This is a genomic window from Streptomyces sp. IBSBF 2435 (assembly GCF_036815005.1).
GTDB lineage: Bacteria > Actinomycetota > Actinomycetes > Streptomycetales > Streptomycetaceae > Actinacidiphila.
The window spans coordinates 1-18,973 of sequence record NZ_JAJSYW010000136.1; the positions used below are offsets into that span (position 1 = coordinate 1).

Below are 18,973 nucleotides of genomic sequence, written 5' to 3' on the forward strand. Positions count from 1 at the left end.
CCCCAGGTAGGCACCCCCCTGCCGAAGGGGAACCCCCAGAGCCGCCGCGCCCGGGCGAGGGGCATCCCCTGCCGCAGCAGCAGCCCGGCCCCGCGCCGGCGGAAGGGGCCCGGCGGCGCAGCGGCGCGCTGAGGCACCGCGCCGGCGGGAGGGTGCCCGGGGGCAGCCCCGGTAAATGGGGTCGCCGGGGGTGCCCGGCAGGTGCGATCCTGGGTCGCGTATGTCTACTTACGCGACCACCGCTGAACTGGCCGAACGCCTCCCCGCCCTCACCCTGCGCGACGAGCAGCGGCTCGGGCGGCGGCTCGACGGTGCCCGGCGCATCAGGAGGCCGGAGGCGCGCGCCGGGGTGCTCGCGGAGATCGACGCCGAGATCGGCAAGGGCGAGCAGCGCATAGCGGCCCGCCGGGCGGCCGTACCGGCGATCACGTACCCGCCGGAGCTGCCGGTCAGCCAGAAGAAGGACGACATCCTGGCGGCGGTGCGCGACCACCAGGTCGTGATCGTCGCGGGCGAGACCGGCTCGGGCAAGACGACGCAGATCCCGAAGATCTGCCTGGAGCTGGGCCGCGGGGTGCGCGGCCTGATCGGGCATACGCAGCCGCGCCGGATCGCGGCCCGCACGGTCGCGGAGCGGGTCGCCGAGGAGCTGCGGACGCCGCTGGGCGAGGCGGTCGGCTGGAAGGTGCGCTTCACCGACCAGGTCGGGGACTCGACGCTGGTCAAACTGATGACGGACGGCATCATGCTCGCGGAGATCCAGACCGACCGCGAGCTGCGTGCGTACGACACGATCATCATCGACGAGGCCCACGAGCGCAGCCTCAACATCGACTTCATTCTGGGCTATCTGGCCCAGCTGCTGCCCCGCCGCCCCGACCTCAAGGTGATCATCACCTCGGCGACGATCGACCCGCAGCGCTTCTCGCGGCACTTCGGGGACGCGCCGATCGTGGAGGTCAGCGGGCGTACGTATCCGGTGGAGGTCAGGTACCGGCCGCTGCTGGAGGAGGGCGGCGAGGACGGCGACCGGGACCAGATCACCGCGATCTGCGACGCCGTGGACGAGCTGCAGGCGGCGGGCCCCGGCGACATCCTGGTCTTCCTGTCCGGCGAGCGGGAGATCCGCGACACGGCGGACGCGCTGGTGAAGAAGAACCTCAGGCACACCGAAGTGCTGCCGCTCTACGCCCGGTTGTCGTCGGCCGAGCAGCACCGGGTCTTCCAGCAGCACGCGGGCCGCCGGATCGTGCTGGCGACGAATGTGGCCGAGACCTCGCTCACCGTCCCGGGCATCCGCTACGTCATCGACCCGGGCACCGCCCGCATCTCGCGCTACAGCCACCGTACGAAGGTGCAGCGGCTGCCGATCGAGCCGGTCAGCCAGGCCAGTGCGAACCAGCGCAAGGGGCGCTGCGGGCGTACGTCGGACGGCATCTGCGTCAGGCTCTACGACGAGGACGACTTCCTGTCCCGGCCGGAGTTCACCGACGCCGAGATCCTGCGGACGAACCTGGCGTCGGTGATCCTGCAGATGACGGCGGCCGGGCTCGGCGACATCGCGCGCTTCCCCTTCATCGACCCGCCGGACAGCCGCAACATCAAGGACGGTGTCCAACTCCTCGAAGAGCTGGGCGCGCTGGACCCGCAGCAGAAGGACGCGCGCAAGCGGCTGACGCAGACCGGGCGCAAGCTCGCGCAGCTCCCGGTGGACCCGCGGCTGGCGCGGATGGTGCTGGAGGCGGAGCGCAACGGATGCGTGCGCGAGGTGATGGTGATCGCGGCGGCGCTGTCCGTCCAGGACCCGCGCGAGCGCCCCTCGGACAAGCAGCAGCAGGCCGACCAGCAGCACGCCCGCTTCCGGGACGAGAGCAGCGACTTCCTGGCCTTCCTGCACCTGTGGACGTACGTCAGGGGCCGGCAGAAGGAGTTGTCCTCCTCGGCCTTCCGCCGGATGTGCCGGGGCGAGTTCCTGAACTACCTGCGGATCCGCGAATGGCAGGACATCTACAGCCAGCTGCGCTCGGTCGCGAAGTCGCTCGGGATCGCGGTGGCCGAGCCGAAGTCCGGGGACGACGCGGCCGACCCGGTACGGGTGCACCAGTCGCTGCTGGCCGGGCTGCTGTCCCACCTGGGGCTCAAGGACACCGACAAGAACGAGTACCTGGGCGCCCGCAGCGCCAAGTTCGCGGTCTTCCCCGGCTCCGCGCTGTTCAAGAAGCCGCCGCGCTGGATCATGTCGGCCGAGCTGGTGGAGACCTCCCGGCTGTGGGCGCGGGTCAACGCGCGGATCGAGCCGGAGTGGGTCGAGCCGCTGGCCCAGCACCTGGTCAAGCGCAGCTACAGCGAGCCGCACTGGGAGAAGGACCAGGCGGCGGTGATGGCGTACGAGAAGGTGACCCTCTACGGGGTCCCGCTGATCGCCCAGCGCAAGGTCAACTACGGGCGGATCGACGCCGAGGTCTCCCGCGAGCTGTTCATCCGCAACGCCCTGGTCGAGGGCGACTGGCGCACCCACCACGAGTTCTTCCACGCCAACCGCAAGCTGCTCGGCGAGGTCGAGGAGCTGGAACACCGGGCCAGGCGGCGGGACATCCTGGTCGACGACGAGACGCTGTACGACTTCTACGACGCCAAGCTGCCCGAACACGTCGTGTCCGGCGCCCACTTCGACTCCTGGTGGAAGGCCAAGCGGCGCGAGGAACCGGAGATGCTCAATTTCGAGCACTCCATGCTGATCAACGAGAACGCGGAGGCCGTCACCAAGGCCGACTACCCCGACTCCTGGCGGCAGGGCGCGCTGAAGTTCCGCGTCACCTACCAGTTCGAGCCGGGCGCCGACGCCGACGGCGTGACCGTGCACATCCCGCTCCAGGTGCTCAACCAGGCGGTTCCTGACGGCTTCGACTGGCAGATCCCGGGCCTGCGCGAGCAGGTCGTCACCGAGCTGATCCGCTCGCTGCCCAAGCCGATCAGGCGGCATTACGTGCCCGCGCCGAACTACGCGAAGGCGTTCCTGGACCGGGCGGTCGCGGGGCCCGATCCGCTGCCGCTGGTGCTGGCGAGGGAATTGCAGCGGATGGTCGGTGTGCCGGTCACCGCGGAGGACTTCGACCTGGCGAAGGTGCCCGACCACCTCAAGGTCACCTTCCGGGTGAGCGACGAGCGGCGCAGGACGATCGCGGAGGACAAGGACCTCGACGCGCTCAAGCTGCGGCTCAAGCCGAAGACGCGGGAGGCCATCACGAAGGCCTTCGAGCGCGCCTCGGACCCGGCGCTGGCGTCGGTCGAGCAGCGCACCGGGCTCAAGGACTGGACGATCGGCGCGCTGCCGCGCACGTTCGAGGCCCGGCGCTCGGGGCAGCCGGTGAAGGCGTATCCGGCGCTGGTCGACGAAGGCACCTCGGTGGCGGTGCGGCTCTTCGACACCGAGCCGGAGCAGGCCGCGGCGATGTGGCGCGGGACGCGCCGGCTGATCCTGCTCAATGTGCCGGTGAACCCGGCCAAATTCGTCGCCGACCAGCTGTCCAACCAGCAGAAGCTGGCGCTGTCCAGGAATCCGCACGGGAGTGTGCAGGCGCTGTTCGAGGACTGCGCCACCGCCGCGGCCGACCGGCTGATCGCCCAGCACGGCGGTCCCGCGTGGGACGAGCAGGGCTACCGCAAGCTGTACGACGCGGTGCGGGCGGAGCTGGTCGAGCTGACCGGCCGCAGCGTCCAGCGGGTCCAGCAGGTGCTGGCCGCCTGGCACTCCTGCGAGCGCCGCCTGAAGGACACCAGGAGCCTGGTCCTGGTCGCGAACCTCCAGGACGTCAAGGAGCAGCTGGACGGCCTCGTGCACCCCGGTTTCGTGACCGCGGCGGGCCTCAAGCGGCTGCCCGACCTGATGCGCTACCTGGTCGCCGCCGACCGCCGGCTCCAGCAGATGCCGACCGGCGCGCAACGGGACGCCACCCGGATGGAGAAGGTCCGCGAGATCCAAACGGAGTACGCCCAGCTGCTGGCCGCCCAGCCGGCCGGGCGGCCGGTCCCCGCCGCGGTGCGCGAGATCCGCTGGATGATCGAGGAACTGCGGGTCAGCTACTTCGCGCACGCGCTGGGCACGGCCTTCCCGGTCTCCGACAAACGCATCTTCAAGGCCCTGGACGAGGCCTGGGGCTGACCCGCCCCACCCCGCGGCGACCGAGTTCGACCGCACCCCCTGACCTGCTGTACAGTCTGTCTCGAAGCAAGGTCCTGTGGAGCAGTTTGGAGTGCTCGCCACCCTGTCAAGGTGGAGGCCGCGGGTTCAAATCCCGTCAGGACCGCACAACTTACGAACGGCCCGCCGTCCCTATGGATGCGGGCCGTTCGCATGTCCGCACCCGGACGCGGGCCGTCCGCGGGCCCGGCCCGAGCACGCGGCGCACGACCGCGCACCCGACCCCGAGCGCCACGACCCGGTTTCGCCAGCGAAGCCGGGTCTTTTTGTGGGCACGCCCCGCCACACGGGCCTCCGTACGCCCCCTCCTGACGCGGGAGTTCACTACCGCACCGCCCGCAAGATCCACAAGCCCCACACGTGTGACGGGAGTCACGTAAAGTCGATTCGGAATCGCGGAACTCGACGCCCTCCGGAGGGCTGTCGATTTAATATGTGCAATGGCACCCCGTCCGGGACGTACGCCCAAGGCACGAAAAAGGACCGCATCGAACCCGGCGGAGTCCGATGCGATCCTGGTGACGCGTGGTGCTGTGCGGTGTTACGAGCGGATCCGGCGGGATCCAGGTGGTACAGGGTGGTGCGGGTAGTGCGGGGTAGCGCGGGTGGATCCGGTGGTGCAGGCGGAGCGGGTGGAGCGGGTGGAACCGAAGCCTCGGGCCGTCCCTGATGGGGGCAGGTGAGCCGTACGGCCGGGCGCCGAAAAGGGGGGCCGGCGCCCAAAAGGGCTGTCAGGCCTCGCTGCGCTGCTGCGGAATACCCGCGAGCAGCGCACGGACCTCCGCTTCGCGATAGCGGCGGTGCCCGCCCAGCGTGCGGATGGACGTGAGCTTGCCTGCCTTGGCCCAGCGCGTGACCGTCTTGGGGTCGACGCGGAACATGGTCGCGACCTCGGCAGGGGTTAGCAACGGCTCGGCATCAGGGGTGCGAGCGGTCATGAGCGGCCTCCTTGAGAGAACCGAACCAACGCGGTTCTTTCCTCTAAATTCTGCACCTTGACCCACGTTGCCCGAAATGGCAGACGCGGGCCGAGTCGGTAATAGGACGAACGGCTTGTCCTCGGCACTACAACTACACCATCCGTCCAGCCGCGTCGGCCAAACCGATGGATTTGCCCTCTCAGGTGTTCAAGCTCGACGGAAGCCGATGGACCGTGTCATAACGGACAGTCACGCGAGCGTGACGATCAGTCACAGGACGATCATCTGCAACATCCCCACCTTCGAAACAAGCCCGAGGCGGACCCGTTGTCCCATTTTGGCATGACACATGGTGATGCAGGCAAGACTCCGGGTACGTGCTCTCCGTCACCCTTGGGCCTAAGATCCACAAACGCCCGTTCGCGTGGAGCGCCGGCTCAGCTGAGGAACTGGCGTTCCCGTACCGACCGCCACCGCTCGGTCAGGCGTTCGTACGCGACCCCGGCCGCACCCGAGTCGCCGGCGCGCAGCGCGGCGAGGCCCTCGGCGACGTCGGCCGCCGAGCGGTCGTCGGCGAGCCCGTCGGGACCGAGGGCGTGCACCAGCCCGCCGTAGTCCAGTTCCACCAGCGAGCGCGGGTGAAACTCTTCCAGCCAGCGGCCGACGTCGATCAGCCCGTCGACCAAGGGGCTGCCGTCGTCGAAGGCCTCCCTGAGCACCCGCAGCCCCCGCGCGACCCGGCGCCTGGCCTGGACCATGGGGGTGCGGTAGCGCAGCAGCGGCTCCTTGGACTCACCGGCGCCCGCCGGCTCGTACTCCCGCTCGTCGTCGGCGACCAGGACGAACCAGCGCACCGGCACGTGCCAGGTGGCACTGCGGATCCAGGGGCGCGCGTCGGGGTTGCGCTCGCGCCACGACTCGTGGTCGGCCGCGACCTGGAGCCGTACGACCGGCGGCAGCATCGCGTCGAGCACCGGCTCCGGCAGCAGCTCGCCGGCCTGCTCAAGAGCCAGCCAGCCGCGCAGCCGGGTGCGCCAGGGGCAGACGTGGGTGACACCGCCGACCACGGCGACGAAGGCGTCGGCGCTCTCGTGCACCGGGACGGCGATCGGCGGCACCGGGATCAGACCGGCCAGCGACTGCCTCAGCTCGTCCTGTGCGGTCCGTCCGGGGTCGGCCGCGGCATACCGGCGCCAGTGGCTGCGCTCGGGCTCGGGAAAGGCCGTCAGCGGCTCGTAGACCCGCAAATACGCCGCGTACGGGACCACTACCGGTGAACCGCCCACACCAGCTCCCTCGCGCCACCGTGCCGTCCCGACGATCGTCCCACGCGGCCGGGCCGGCCGGACGTGATCCCGGCCACCCGGCAGGGCCTACGCTGTTGCGCATCAACCCCGCCCGCCACCCGCACGGGGGGCGCGAAACACCCGCAGCACTGGGACCACTGGACTATGGGAGTCACCACCGTGACCGACGTACGACAGACCGAGAGTGTCATCGCCAAGCTGTTCCGATCGGAGCAGGGCGGACACGAGCAGGTCGTTCTCTGCCAGGACCGCGCATCGGGCCTCAGGGCCGTGATCGCGCTCCACTCCACCGCCCTGGGCCCCGCCCTGGGCGGTACCCGTTTCTTCCCCTACGCCTCCGACGAGGAGGCCGTCGAGGACGCGCTCAACCTCGCCCGCGGCATGTCGTACAAGAACGCGCTGGCCGGGCTCGACCACGGCGGCGGCAAGGCCGTCGTCATCGGCGACCCCGACACGGACAAGACCGAGCAGCTGCTCCTCGCCTACGGCCGCTTCGTCGCCTCGCTCGGCGGGCGCTACGTGACCGCGTGCGACGTCGGCACCTACGTCGCGGACATGGACGTCGTCGCCCGCGAGAACCGCTGGACCACCGGCCGCTCCCCCGAGCACGGCGGCGCCGGGGACTCCTCCGTGCTGACCGCCTTCGGCGTCTTCCAGGGCATGCGCGCCGCCGCCCGCGTCCAGTGGGGCGAGCCCTCCCTGCGCGGCCGCAGGGTCGGTGTCGCGGGCGTCGGCAAGGTCGGCAAGCACCTGGTGCGGCACCTTGTGGAGGACGGCGCCGAGGTCGTCGTCACCGACGTGCGCGCCGGCGCGGTGGAGGCCGTCACCGCCCGGCACCCGGGCGTCGGCGCGGTGAGCGACGCCGAGGTGCTGGTACGCACCCCGCTGGACGTCTACGCCCCCTGCGCGCTGGGCCGCGCCCTGGACGACGCGACCGTCGCGGCCCTGACCGCGACCGTGGTGTGCGGCGCGGCCAACAACCAGCTGGCGCACCCCGGCGTCGAGAAGGACCTCGCCGGCCGCGGCATCCTCTACGCGCCGGACTACGTGGTGAACGCCGGCGGTGTGATCCAGGTCGCGGACGAACTGCACGGTTTCGATTTCGACCGGGCCAAGGCCAAGGCGACGAAGATCTACGACACGACTCTGGCCATTTTCGATCGCGCGAAGTCCGACGGCGTTCCGCCCGCGGTCGCCGCCGACCGGCTGGCTGAGCACCGGATGGCGGAGCGCACTCCGGCGGCGGAATGGCTGCGCCCGGAGTGACGCACGTGACCGAACGCACGGCCCGATAGCAAGTTCGCGCTAGAAGAAGGTAAAATCGGCCCTGACCAGGCAGGACAGGGTCGCGAAAGGCCCCTGATCCGACGCGCGTCGTGCGGGCGACGTACCGTGCGGCGTCGGAAGCAGGTACCGTTGAGGCCCTACGGACCGGTCTCTCTCCGGAGAGGCCGCTCCGCATCATGAACGCGTGTCAAGACTCGGGGCCGTTGAGCCCCGCCGTTAAGGGGGTCGAGCCATGGGGCGCGGCCGGGCCAAGGCCAAGCAGACGAAGGTCGCCCGCCAGCTGAAGTACAACAGCGGCGGTACGGATCTCTCACGTCTGGCCGACGAGCTGGGCGCATCGCCGTCGAGGCCGGTTAATCCGGAGCCTGTCGAGGACGATGACGACGAGTTGGACGACGACGACCCGTACGCGCAGTACGCGGATCGGTACAACGACGACGACGATGACGAGGACGACCAGTCGTCCGACTCCTCGCCCTCGTCGCAACGTCGTCGCGCTTGACGCAGCGAGGTCACCACACACGCTGACCCGGCCGGGGGCGATCAGCCCCGGACCGGGTTTCGTCATGCCCCGGCGCGGCAGCGCCGGCCAGGGTACGAATCCGGCCACGCCGCCGGGTCAGCCCGCGTAGTCGCCGACCAGCTCCACGGCCGCGGCGCCGCTCTCGCGTGCCGTGATCCCACCCGCGACCCAGGCGTCCACCCCGCGGTCCGCCAGCGTGGCCAGGGCCACCTCGACCGACTCCTGGGGCAGCACCGCGATCATGCCGACGCCCATGTTCAGCGTCTTCTCCAGCTCCGGGCGCTCGACCCGCCCGGCCGCGCCGACCAGGTCGAAGATCGGCGCGGGCGTCCACGTCGAACGCTCGACGGTGGCCCGCAGGCCGTCCGGTACGACCCGGGCCAGGTTGTTGGCCAGGCCGCCGCCGGTGATGTGCGAGAAGGCGTGCACCTCGGCGGTACGGGTCAGGGCCAGGCAGTCCAGCGAGTAGATCCTCGTCGGCTCCAGCAGCTCCTCGCCCAGCGCCCTGCCCAGCTCGGGGATCTCCCGGTCCAGCTCCCAGCCGGCCCGGTCGAAGAGCACATGGCGGACCAGGCTGTACCCGTTCGAGTGAAGCCCGGACGACTCGATCGCGATCACCGCGTCGCCGTTGCGGATCCGGTCCGCGCCCAGCAGCCGGTCGGCCTCGACCACGCCGGTGCCCGCCCCCGCGACGTCGAATTCGTCGGCGCCCAGCAGCCCGGGGTGCTCGGCGGTCTCGCCGCCGACCAGGGCGCAGCCGGCCAGCACACAGCCTTCGGCGATGCCCTTGACGATGGCGGCTACCCGCTCGGGGTAGACCTTGCCGACGCAGATGTAGTCGGTCATGAACAGCGGCTCGGCCCCGCACACCACGAGGTCGTCCACGACCATGCCGACCAGGTCGTGGCCGATCGTGTCGTAGACGCCCATCCGGCGGGCGATGTCCACCTTGGTGCCGACCCCGTCCGTCGCGGAGGCCAGCAGCGGGCGCTCGTAGCCCTTGAGCGCGGAGGCGTCGAAGAGGCCCGCGAAGCCGCCGAGCCCGCCGACCACCTCGGGGCGGGTGGCCTTGCGCACCCACTCCTTCATCAAGGTGACGGCGTGGTCGCCGGCCTCGATGTCGACGCCCGCGGCGGCGTAGCTGGCACCGGTTGTCTCAGACATGGCTGGCACTTTCGTGTCGGGGTACGGCAGGGGGCTCACGGCCTGCGCAGGGCGTCGGCGGCGTCAGCGCCGCCGGCCAGCTCGACTTCCAGCAGCTGCTTGCCCAGCAGCTCGGGGTCGGGCAGGTCCATCGGGTATTCACCGTCGAAGCAGGCCCGGCACAGGTTGGGCTTGGCGATCGTGGTGGCCTCGACCATGGCGTCGAGCGAGATGTACGCGAGCGAGTCGGCGCCCAGCGAGGTGCCGATCTCCTCGACCGTCATGCCGTTGGCGATCAGCTCCGCGCGGGTGGCGAAATCTATGCCGAAGAAGCACGGCCACTTCACCGGCGGCGAGGAGATCCGTACGTGCACCTCCGCGGCGCCCGCCTCGCGCAGCATCCGCACCAGGGCGCGCTGGGTGTTGCCGCGGACGATCGAGTCGTCCACGACCACCAGGCGCTTGCCGCGGATGACTTCCTTGAGCGGGTTGAGCTTGAGCCGGATGCCGAGCTGCCTGATGGTCTGCGAGGGCTGGATGAAGGTCCGCCCGACGTAGCTGTTCTTGACCAGGCCCGAGCCGTACGGGATGCCGCTGGCCTCGGCGTATCCGACCGCGGCCGGGGTTCCGGACTCCGGGGTCGGTATCACCAGGTCGGCGTCGACCGGCGCCTCCTTGGCGAGCCGGCGGCCCATCTCGACCCGGGACAGGTAGACGTTGCGGCCCGCGATGTCGGTGTCGGGCCTGGCGAGGTAGACGTATTCGAACACGCAGCCCTTGGGGCGGGCCTCGGCGAAGCGGGACGTGCGCAGGCCCTGCTCGTCGATGGCGACCAGCTCGCCCGGCTCGATCTCGCGGACGAAGCTGGCGCCGCAGATGTCGAGGGCGGCGCTCTCCGAGGCGACGACCCAGCCGCGCTCCAGGCGGCCCAGCACCAGCGGGCGGATGCCCTGCGGGTCGCGGGCGGCGTAGAGGGTGTGCTCGTCCATGTAAACGAGGCTGAAAGCACCCTTGATTTTCGGCAGCACGAGGGGTGCGGCCTGCTCGACCGACAGCGGGGTGCCGTCGGCCGCGGTCTGCCCGGCGAGCAGGGCGGTGATGAGATCGGTGTCGTTGGTCGCGGCCACCCGGGTGGTCCTGCCCGGGGTCCGCGGCAGGTCGGCGACCATCTCCGCCAGCTCGGCGGTATTGACCAGGTTGCCGTTGTGGCCGAGGGCGATGGAGCCGTGGCCGGTGGCGCGGAAGGTGGGCTGCGCGTTCTCCCACACCGAGGCGCCGGTGGTCGAGTAGCGGGCGTGGCCGACGGCGATGTGGCCGGTCAGCGAGCCGAGCGAGGTTTCGTCGAAGACCTGGGAGACCAGTCCCATGTCCTTGAAGACCAGAATCTGGGAGCCGTTGCTCACTGCGATGCCCGCGGACTCCTGTCCGCGGTGCTGCAGGGCGTACAGCCCGAAATAGGTGAGTTTGGCGACCTCTTCGCCGGGGGCCCAGACACCGAAGACGCCACACGCGTCCTGGGGGCCCTTCTCGCCGGGGAGCAGGTCGTGGCTGAGTCGTCCGTCACCACGAGGCACGTTCACGAGTCTAGGGCAGGTTCGCCGCTCGTCCGAACGAGGGACCGACCCGATCTGCGCTTCTATGCGCGTAGCGCCTTGGGGGACACGGGGGTGTGACGTGCCCCCCAAGGCGCGGGTGCGCCGGCCGGTACGGGGGTTGCTCCGGTCGGCGGGCTCTGATGACCGGGGGTCAGCCTAGGGCCATCGCGGGGCGCCGGCCGGAAACCGCCGGCGCGGTGGCCGGAAAGCCCGCCGTCGGCGGGGTCGCGGCGGTGTGCCGCGGGTCCGCTGCGGGTGTGCCGCGGATGTGAGACGCCCGCCGGTACGGGGGTTCCGGCGGGCGCGTCTCCAGGGCGGCTCGAACACACGGAATTCAGCATTCCGGATGGATCCGCTCCCGGAATTCTAGGAGCACACACCTCCCCGGCATATACCGCGGGAGATTACCGGCGTAATTACGCCACGCCAGGATAGGGTTGTTCCGGTGCATTACGGGCGCCGCACTGTATGACGGGCAGGTCGCCGTACGACCCGTGTGTCACCGCATGACCGGCAGGTACGGTCCCAGGTCCGCGCGTTCCCCGCTGGCCGCGACGGCCGCCGCGGCCAGCGCCTCGGCCCAGCCCGTACGCCCGGTGGCGAGCCGGATCCAGGTCAGCGGGTCGGTCTCGACGACATTCGGCGGGGTGCCGCGGGTGTGCCGCGGCCCCTCCACGCACTGCACCGCCGCATAGGGCGGCACCCGTACCTCCACCGCGTTGCCCGGTGCCTTCGCGGCCAGCCCGTCCGCCAGCACCCGCGCCACGGCCGCCACCGCCTGCCGGTCGAACGCGACCTCGCGGCCGGTCGCCCGGGCCAGGTCGTCGCTGTGCACCACCAGTTCCACCAGCCGGGTCACCGTGAAGTCCAGTGCCCGCATGCCGCCGAAGGGCTCGGGGATCAGCCTGCCCGGCCGCAGCGCCTGCGCCCGCAGCGGGCCGAGCCCGTCCACCGCCGCGTCGATCGCCGCGACCGGGTCCCCCATCGCCTGCTCGGCGGCCCGGGTCGAGGCGTCCAGCTGGTCGGCGATCGGCCCGGTCGCCTGCGTCCACTCATCCAGCCCGGTCGGCTTCCCCCCGGGGACCGGCTCCGGCTCCGCCAGCAGCACCCCGAGCAGATTGACCTGCCGTGCGATGTGCGCGACCAGGGTCCGCACGTCCCAGCCGGGCAGCCCGGACTCCCCCGCGTACGCCTCGGGCGCCAACTCCTCGACGGCGTCGCGCACATGGCCCGCCTGCGCGAGGAGCGCGCTCCAGGTCCGGTCGGGGTCGTACGTCCGCACGCGGCGGCGGCTGGTCTGCGGCATACGGCGAGCGTAGTCCGGGTGCCCCGGGGGGCTTGCGGGACCCGGCGGCCCCGGGGCGCGGCGGCCGGGCGGCCGGGGACCCGGGGCTGGGCCTGCGGGACCCAGGGCGGGCGTTATCCCGCGATCCGCATCCGGAGGAGCGCCTGGGCGAGCTGCAACTCCAGCGCGGGGCCGTCCTTCATGGCCTTCCTCAGCGCGGCGTCGCCGGACACCAGGTAATTCCTCGGCGCCACGTTCTGCTGCTTCAGGCCGGCCAGGACGTCGGCGGCCACCGCCTTGACGCGGTCCAGGCGTTCGGCGGCGTCGGCGAGCTGGCTCGCGGCGAACTCCCGCATGAGGGAGACCGCGTCCTCAAGGCCGTACGCCTCGTCCTTCCTGACCGCCCGCAGTTCGAACAGCATCGCGCCGTCGCCCGCGGTGCCGAAGCGGCCCATGGCGTAGGTGAAGTGGCGGCCCTGCCGGTGCGCGGGGTAGCCGCGCGGCGGGGACAGCAGGTCCCGGTGGTCGCCGCGGGGGCCGTCGCCGTCGTTGTCGCGGTCGGTGGGCTCCGTGGCGGGCGTCGTCGGGTCGCCGTCCACGATCGAGTCGAACCACGCGCCGATCGTGGGACCGGCGTACCGGTACCCGGCCGGCCCGAGGTAGCCGCCGATGAGGTCGCGCTTCCCCTGGGACGTCGGCATCAGGACCGTGGCACGGTAGTCGTCGAACAGCCCGTGCGCACCCCGGTAGTCGACGCAGCGGCGGAAGTCGGTCTGTTCGTCGGCGCTCAGCTGGAGATAGCCGGAGTGGAAGTCGGTGCGGGACATCACCGGCAGCAGCACCTTGGGGCCCTGCTTGTCGTTGACCCCCGCGGTCAGGCTGATCACGTAGTAGCGCACGAGATACAGCAACTGGGCCGCTCTGCCCAGGGGTTTGTAGAAGTCGACGTTGGCCACGGCCTCAGCCGCCCCGCTGCCCCCGTAGGTCAGCAGCAGGTCGGCGAGCTGGTCCAGCCGCCGGCCCCCGGTGGCCTGGACCTTGCCGTGCACGAAGTGGCCGGTCACCACGGTCACGGCGAAGTCGGCCGGCAACAGCTCGTGGCCGTCCACATCGTCCAGCGCCGGCTCCGGCAGGTAGTACGTCGCACCGCCGTTGCGCTGGAGCGCGGCCACTTCGGCGATGACGCACTGGAGTTGGCGGTCGAGATCCGCCGAGGTCGTGACCGGCGAGGTGATGAACTCCAGGTCGGTGTCGTCGACCTCCAGCCGGACGATCTCCGCTTCCTGGTGCTTCCAGCTCTTGAGCAGCGTCTTGGAGGGCACATCCCGCGTGGTCACCTTCGCGTCGCCGAGCTGCCACTCGAATCCGAAGGAGGGCGAGCCGAAGGCGGGTGCGAACGGCTGCTGCATCTCGGCCAGGACCGGACCCCACAGCGAGTCGAGCACGCGCAGGACCGGGCCGTGCGTGCCCGGCCCGGGGTCGGAGCGTATGGACGCGTAGCGGTCCAGCGCCTTCCCGACCTCGATGAGGGCCACGAACAGGCCTTCGCCGACCGGCGATCCCTCCGCCTGGGCCACGGCCTCCTCGGCCCAACCGGTCAGGGCGTCCATGGTCTCCAGCATGTCGGGACGGGCGAGTCCGCCGGTGACACGTGCGCTCAAGTCGTCGGCGAGGCGGGCGAGTTCCCGTGCCCGCTCGTGGATCGTGCTGGTCGGCAGGGCGCGTGCCGCCGGCTGGGCGGCCTGCTGGCCGGGGACTTGGGCAGGGCCTTGAGCGGGGCCCTGCGCGGGTGGTTGAGCAGGCTTCGGATACATGGCGAGTCCTCCGGTTCGCGACGGCTGCGTGCGCGCCGGGTCCCCGGGGGTGGCGTCACCCCGTGAACATGCCCTCCCCCCAGCGGCCCCGCGGCACAGTCAGCCCAGCATGCCCGGACCGCCACCGGATCGCAGCGTTTCGGCCGGTTTGCCGGTTGAGCCCCGTACGGCCGGCCTGTCGCCGGTGCGGCACCGCCCGCTCACCCACAGGGGCAGGCGGGCGGGGCGGGCGTCGTGGCTCCGGTTACGGATCGTCGTAAGTCCGGTTACGGGTACCGGGTCCGGGTCCGGATGGGTACGGGTGCACGTCGGTGCCGGCGCTCGGGCCGGTGGTGGTGCCGGCGCCGGTCAGCCCTGGCGGGGACGCTCGAAGGTGAGCAGCAGGCCCTCGACGGCGCCGGGGCCTATCCGGCCCTTCACGTCGGCCGCGGTGACGGACTTGAGCGCCCAGCCGTCGGACGCGTGCTTGTTCAGGGTCTTCTCCAGCTTGTCGCCGTCGAGCGCGTCGCCGATCAGCGATTCGCGGAAGGAGACGACCTTGTACTCGTACATGCTCTGGTCCTCGCTCGGGTCCGGTTCGTTCGGGCGGTCCTACGTCCGGACAGCCAACCACGAACTCCCTTACGCCGTCAGGCCGCCCCGGCGGCGGGCACGGGTCCCGGGCGGCCGAGGGGGATGTCGCGCATCGTGCGCAGCGGCGAGAAGAACAGCCACAGGCCGGCGGAGCAGCCGCCGACGACGGCGATCCACAGCGTCGTCCGCACGCCGAGCAGGGCCGCGAGCGCTCCCCCGGCGAGGCTGCCGAGCGGCAGGGTGCCCCAGTTGACCCAGCGGGCGGCGGCGCTGACCCGGCCGAGCAGGTCGGGCGGGCAGGTCGCCTGGCGGTAACTGGTCAGCGAGATACCGGCGACGGTGGAGGCGAAGGTCCAGGAGATCCAGCCGGCGCCGAACAGCAGCACCCACCAGCCGTGCCCGGCCAGCGGGATCAGCAGTCCGGGCAGCGACAGCAGGGTCATCGCGACCCAGCTGATCCGCGCCGAACCCACCCGCCGGGCCAGCGACTTCGCGGCGACCCCGCCCGCCACACCGCCGACGGCTCCCAGCGCGAGCAGCAGCCCGACAAGGCCGGGGCGTATCCGCAGGGTGCGGATCAGGAAGACCGGGCCGAGCGTTTCCACCATGATCACGAAGAAGTTGGCGGTGCCGTTGAAGGCCACTGCCTTGCGCAGGATCGGGTCCCGCACCACATGCGCGAGCCCGGCCCCCATCTGCGCCCACAGGGTGGGCCTGTCCGCCGCGGACGCCGGCGTACGGACCGGCTCGCGGGTGCGTATCGCGGCCAGCGAGGCGGCGGACACCGCGAAGGACAGCGCGTCCGCGGTCATCGCCGCCGCGGCCCCGACCAGCGTGACCAGGCCGGCGCCCGCCCCCGGCCCGGCGATCTGCGCGGCCGACTGCGAGGCGGCGAGCTTGCCGTTGCCGTCCATCAGCTGCTCATGGTCGAGCAGCGCCGGCAGATAGCTCTGGTAGGCGACCGAGAAGAACACCGACAGCACGCCGGACGCGAGCGCGACACCGTAGAGCTGCCCGAGGGTCAGCACACCCGCCGCGTGGGCGACCGGCACCGAGCCGACCACCGCGAGCAGCCCGAGGTTGCACCCGATCATCAGCCGCCGCTTGGCCACCCGGTCCACCACGGCCCCCGCGGGCAGCGCCACCAGGAGATACGCACTCGTCCCCGCCGCCGACAGCAGCCCGATCTGGAAAGCGCCGGCCTTCAGCACGACGACGGCCACCAGCGGCAGCGCGAGCACCGAGATCTGCGAACCGACCTCGCTGACGGTCTGCCCGCTCCACAGCAGCAGGAAATCCCGCTGCCGCCGCAGCGGACGGCGCTTTGGATCGTTGAAGCCCACCGTTCCGATGCTCGCACCGCGCACGCACCGGTGTCCACGTACCCCGGCGTACGGCGGCGCGAACTGCGGTGCGCGCCACGGGGCTTGCCCTGCCGCCGGGTGTGGTCCAGGAGACGGACGCGGGCTTGGACGACGGTGCGGCCGTACTCCCCGATCGGGACGACCGCCAGGATCCGGGCCGGGAGCGCTCACCCGCCGGGGCCGGGGGCTCCGGCGGGCGTTACACGCCGACCGTGCCGTCGATGGCCTCGCGGAGGAGGTCGGCGTGGCCGTTGTGGCGGCCGTACTCCAGGATGACGTGCAGCATGATCGTCCGTAGCGAAAGGTCCTCCTGGCCGCGGAAGTTGCGGACCACGACATCCAGGTCGGGGGCCGCCGCCTCGATGCGGCGGGCGTGCTCGACCTCGGCGCGCCAGGCCGCGAAGGCCTCCGCGCGGGTGGAGCCGGCCGCGTCGTAGGCGACTTGGAAGTCCATCGCGTCCGACCAGACGAGCGGGATGTCCTCACCGCCGACGACCCGGCGGAACCAGGCGCGCTCGACCTCGGCCATGTGGCGCACGAGGCCGAGCAGGCTCAGCGTCGAGGGCGGCACGGACTGCCGCCGCAAGTCCTCGTCCGCCAGCCCCTCGCACTTGACGGCAAGCGTCGCCCGGTGGTGTTCGAGGAAGCCGCGCAACGTCTCGCGCTCCCCGGCGATGGAGGGCGGCACGGCCCGTTCGGTGCTCACGGCACCATTGTGGCTCCGGGCCGGACCGCCGAGGAGGGGCGGGGCCGGATCGTCATCGCCGGTCCCGGCGGGCGGTGTGGAGGGCGAATCCGCTGGTGCCGGGCGATTCCCGGCCGGGTATCAGCTCGGAGCCGTCCTGGTGCGTCAGGCCGGTGTTGTCGCTGCCCAGTTCCGGGCGGTAAGGGATCGGCTCGGCGGTGAAGACGGTCGCGAGCCGCTGCCGGTAGCGTGCGGCGATCCCGGCGTAGTGCCGGTCGTCCAGGTGGACGGCGCTGTGCTCGACGAACGGCGGCAGCACGTCGAAGCCGGTGAAGTACAGCACGCCGTGGTTGACCGGGAACAGCAGGTCGTCGATGGGGCCGTTGACTCCCCGCTCGGTGTAGTGCCCGATCCTGCCGCCCACGGTGGTGGCGACCATGGCGCGTTTGCCGGCGAACGGGCCGGCCCCGTAGCGCGGCAGCTGAGCCGGACAGCACCGACGCGGACAATCTCCGGCTGCTCGCCAACCTGGGCGCCGACGACACCGGCGAAGCGCTGTCGCGGCCCTGAGCCGATCGGCTCGCGTGACCGGCGTCACATCCGCGACTGTCACGCCGGGACGCGCTCGCCCGTCCTGATCCCGTCCATGTGCCACGCAGTGCCAGTTGAAGGAAGAGGACTCATCATGCGAGTAGTCGTCGCGGGCGCGACCGGTGTCGTCGGGCGGCAGGTCGTCCCGCTGCTCAGTGCCGCGGGGCACGAGGTCGTCGCCCTGTCACGCAAACCGGGGCGGGAGCGGGCCGCGGGCGTACGGACCGTCACCGTCGACGCGCTCGACCAGGCGGCGCTGCGCGAGGCCGTGCGCACGGCGGAACCGGACGCCGTCGTGCACCTGCTCACCGCCATCCCGGCGCGGATCAACCCCCGCAGGACGGAGCGGGACTTCGCCCTCACCAACCGGCTGCGTACGGAGTCCGCCAGGACGCTCGCGGAGGCCGCACGGGGCTCGGGCGGCGCCCGCTTCCTGGCACAGGGCCTGGCCTACGCCTACGACCCGGCGCCCGGCGCGGCCGACGAGGACGCGCCCTTCTGGCGGCGCCCGCCCAAGCAGTGGGCGACGTCGCTGGAAGCGCTGGAAGTCCTGGAGGGGATCACCGCAGCCGCCGACGGCCTGGTCCTGCGCTTCGGGCACCTCTACGGACCCGGTACCGCCTTGGGGCGCGGCGGGTCGAGCATCGCGCAGATCGAGGCCCGCGGGCTGCCGGTCGTCGGCGACGGCAGCGGCGTCTTCTCCTTCACCCACGCCCGGGACGCGGCGGCGGCCGTCGTCGCGGCCCTGGACCGCCCGGAGGTGACCGGCGCCCTCAACATCGTCGACGACGAGCCCGCCCTGCTGCGCGACTGGCTCCCGGGAGTGGCGGCGCTGCTCGGCGCCCCCGCCCCGCGGAAGGTCCCGACCGCCATGGCCAGGCTCGCAGCGGGCACGTGGGGTGCCGCCTACATGACGCGGTTGCGCGGCGCCGACAACACCCGGGCCAAGGACGCCCTGTCCTGGACCCCGCGCTACCCGACGTGGCGCGAGGGCTTCGCGGCCGAGCTGGGCGGCTGAGCGCGGCAGGCGGCAGGCGGCAGGCGGCAGGCGGCAGGCGGCAGCGTCACTGCTCGCCGAGGGCCATCCACTTCGCCGGGTCCGTGAGCGGGGTGAAGCCCACCTTGGCGTACACCTCGTGGGCGTCGGCGGTGGCCAGCATGATGCGGCGCAGGCCGTAGGGGGCGAGGTGGTCGCGGACCGCGGCGACCAGGGCGGTGCCGATGCCCTTGCCGCGGGCGGCGGGCGCGACGTACACATCGCAGAGCCACGCGAAGGTGGCCAGGTCGCTGACGATCCGCGCGTACGCGAGCTGCGCCCCCGACGCGCTGTCGTAGAGCCCGAAGTTGAGGGACCCCGCGATGGCCGCGTCCTGCTTCTCACGCGGGCGCCCGAGCGCCCAGTACGCGTCCTGCGACAGCCACTGATGAACCAGCCCGCCGTCGAGCCGCGCAGGGTCGGTGGATATCTCGTAGCCATCGGGAAGCCCATCACTCATCCCCGCACCCAACCAGCCCCACCACCCGCCCGGCCAGCGAATATCCCTCGGCTGCCGGGGCCTAGGACCCGGTGGCCTCCGCGTCCGCCCGGGCCGCCGAGGCCACCGGCCCGCCGGACGGCGCGCGTGGCGGGGTCAGGGCCCGGTGGCGGTCAGAGCGCGGAAAGGAGTGGGGATGCGGGGTAGGGG

The 18,973-nt window shown here is 71.9% G+C and carries 15 protein-coding genes and 1 tRNA gene; 5 read left to right on the plus strand and 11 right to left on the minus strand.

Annotated features, from left to right (window positions below; all coding sequences use genetic code 11):
• Positions 1-220 precede the first annotated feature (220 nt).
• Together hrpA and V7E46_RS23555 are read left to right on the plus strand one after the other, a co-directional pair.
• Complete coding sequence (hrpA, locus tag V7E46_RS23550; protein WP_333770282.1) at positions 221-4,162, plus strand: ATP-dependent RNA helicase HrpA; 3,942 nt, start codon at positions 221-223, stop codon at positions 4,160-4,162.
• A gap of 70 nt (positions 4,163-4,232) precedes the next feature.
• Positions 4,233-4,307: transfer RNA gene (locus tag V7E46_RS23555), tRNA-Asp, on the plus strand.
• Between the two features lie 625 nt (positions 4,308-4,932).
• Here the strand turns inward: V7E46_RS23555 and bldC are convergent.
• Together bldC and V7E46_RS23565 are read right to left on the minus strand one after the other, a co-directional pair.
• Complete coding sequence (gene bldC, locus V7E46_RS23560; protein WP_003949541.1) at positions 4,933-5,139, minus strand: developmental transcriptional regulator BldC; 207 nt, start codon at positions 5,137-5,139, stop codon at positions 4,933-4,935.
• Between the two features lie 419 nt (positions 5,140-5,558).
• Entirely contained in the window at positions 5,559-6,407 is an 849-nt protein-coding gene (locus V7E46_RS23565) for a hypothetical protein (RefSeq protein WP_333770283.1), read from the minus strand.
• Positions 6,408-6,572: 165 nt separating this feature from the next.
• On the opposite strand from V7E46_RS23565, the gene V7E46_RS23570 reads away from it, so the two are divergent.
• Positions 6,573-7,694, plus strand: coding sequence for a Leu/Phe/Val dehydrogenase (locus V7E46_RS23570; RefSeq protein WP_333770284.1), 1,122 nt, complete (start codon positions 6,573-6,575; stop codon positions 7,692-7,694).
• A gap of 253 nt (positions 7,695-7,947) precedes the next feature.
• Complete coding sequence (locus V7E46_RS23575) at positions 7,948-8,217, plus strand: DUF3073 domain-containing protein (protein ID WP_329177730.1); 270 nt, start codon at positions 7,948-7,950, stop codon at positions 8,215-8,217.
• Positions 8,218-8,334: 117 nt separating this feature from the next.
• Here the strand turns inward: V7E46_RS23575 and purM are convergent, their stop codons facing one another.
• The 8 genes from purM to V7E46_RS23615 all read right to left on the minus strand — a co-directional run bounded on the left by purM (position 8,335) and on the right by V7E46_RS23615 (position 17,457).
• Positions 8,335-9,402 carry a phosphoribosylformylglycinamidine cyclo-ligase gene (gene purM / locus V7E46_RS23580; protein WP_333770285.1) on the minus strand — a complete coding sequence of 356 codons (1,068 nt, stop codon included), beginning with the start codon at positions 9,400-9,402 and terminating at the stop codon, positions 8,335-8,337.
• Positions 9,403-9,437: 35 nt separating this feature from the next.
• Positions 9,438-10,955, minus strand: coding sequence for an amidophosphoribosyltransferase (gene purF / locus V7E46_RS23585; RefSeq protein WP_329177726.1), 1,518 nt, complete (start codon positions 10,953-10,955; stop codon positions 9,438-9,440).
• Positions 10,956-11,475: 520 nt separating this feature from the next.
• Complete coding sequence (locus tag V7E46_RS23590; RefSeq protein WP_333770286.1) at positions 11,476-12,282, minus strand: maleylpyruvate isomerase family mycothiol-dependent enzyme; 807 nt, start codon at positions 12,280-12,282, stop codon at positions 11,476-11,478.
• A gap of 113 nt (positions 12,283-12,395) precedes the next feature.
• A complete protein-coding gene (locus V7E46_RS23595; protein ID WP_333770287.1) occupies positions 12,396-14,075 on the minus strand; it encodes a hypothetical protein in 1,680 nt (559 codons plus the stop codon).
• Positions 14,076-14,423: 348 nt separating this feature from the next.
• Positions 14,424-14,627: a DUF4177 domain-containing protein gene (locus V7E46_RS23600; protein WP_333770288.1), complete on the minus strand. Its 204-nt coding sequence runs from the start codon at positions 14,625-14,627 to the stop codon at positions 14,424-14,426.
• Positions 14,628-14,704: 77 nt separating this feature from the next.
• Complete coding sequence (locus tag V7E46_RS23605; protein WP_333770289.1) at positions 14,705-16,015, minus strand: MFS transporter; 1,311 nt, start codon at positions 16,013-16,015, stop codon at positions 14,705-14,707.
• A gap of 196 nt (positions 16,016-16,211) precedes the next feature.
• Positions 16,212-16,718 (minus strand): DinB family protein, encoded by a 507-nt coding sequence (locus V7E46_RS23610; RefSeq protein WP_333770290.1) that lies wholly within the window; start codon positions 16,716-16,718, stop codon positions 16,212-16,214.
• Positions 16,719-16,770: 52 nt separating this feature from the next.
• Positions 16,771-17,457 carry an NAD(P)H-dependent oxidoreductase gene (locus tag V7E46_RS23615; protein ID WP_333770291.1) on the minus strand — a complete coding sequence of 229 codons (687 nt, stop codon included), beginning with the start codon at positions 17,455-17,457 and terminating at the stop codon, positions 16,771-16,773.
• On the opposite strand from V7E46_RS23615, the gene V7E46_RS23620 reads away from it, so the two are divergent.
• On the plus strand, positions 17,383-18,306 hold the full coding sequence (locus V7E46_RS23620) for an NAD-dependent epimerase/dehydratase family protein (RefSeq protein WP_333770292.1): 924 nt from the start codon (positions 17,383-17,385) through the stop codon (positions 18,304-18,306). The genes V7E46_RS23615 and V7E46_RS23620 overlap by 75 nt on opposite strands.
• A gap of 46 nt (positions 18,307-18,352) precedes the next feature.
• On the opposite strand, the gene V7E46_RS23625 is transcribed toward V7E46_RS23620, so the two are convergent.
• Positions 18,353-18,784, minus strand: coding sequence for a GNAT family N-acetyltransferase (locus tag V7E46_RS23625; protein ID WP_333770293.1), 432 nt, complete (start codon positions 18,782-18,784; stop codon positions 18,353-18,355).
• Between the last annotated feature and the right edge of the window lie 189 nt (positions 18,785-18,973).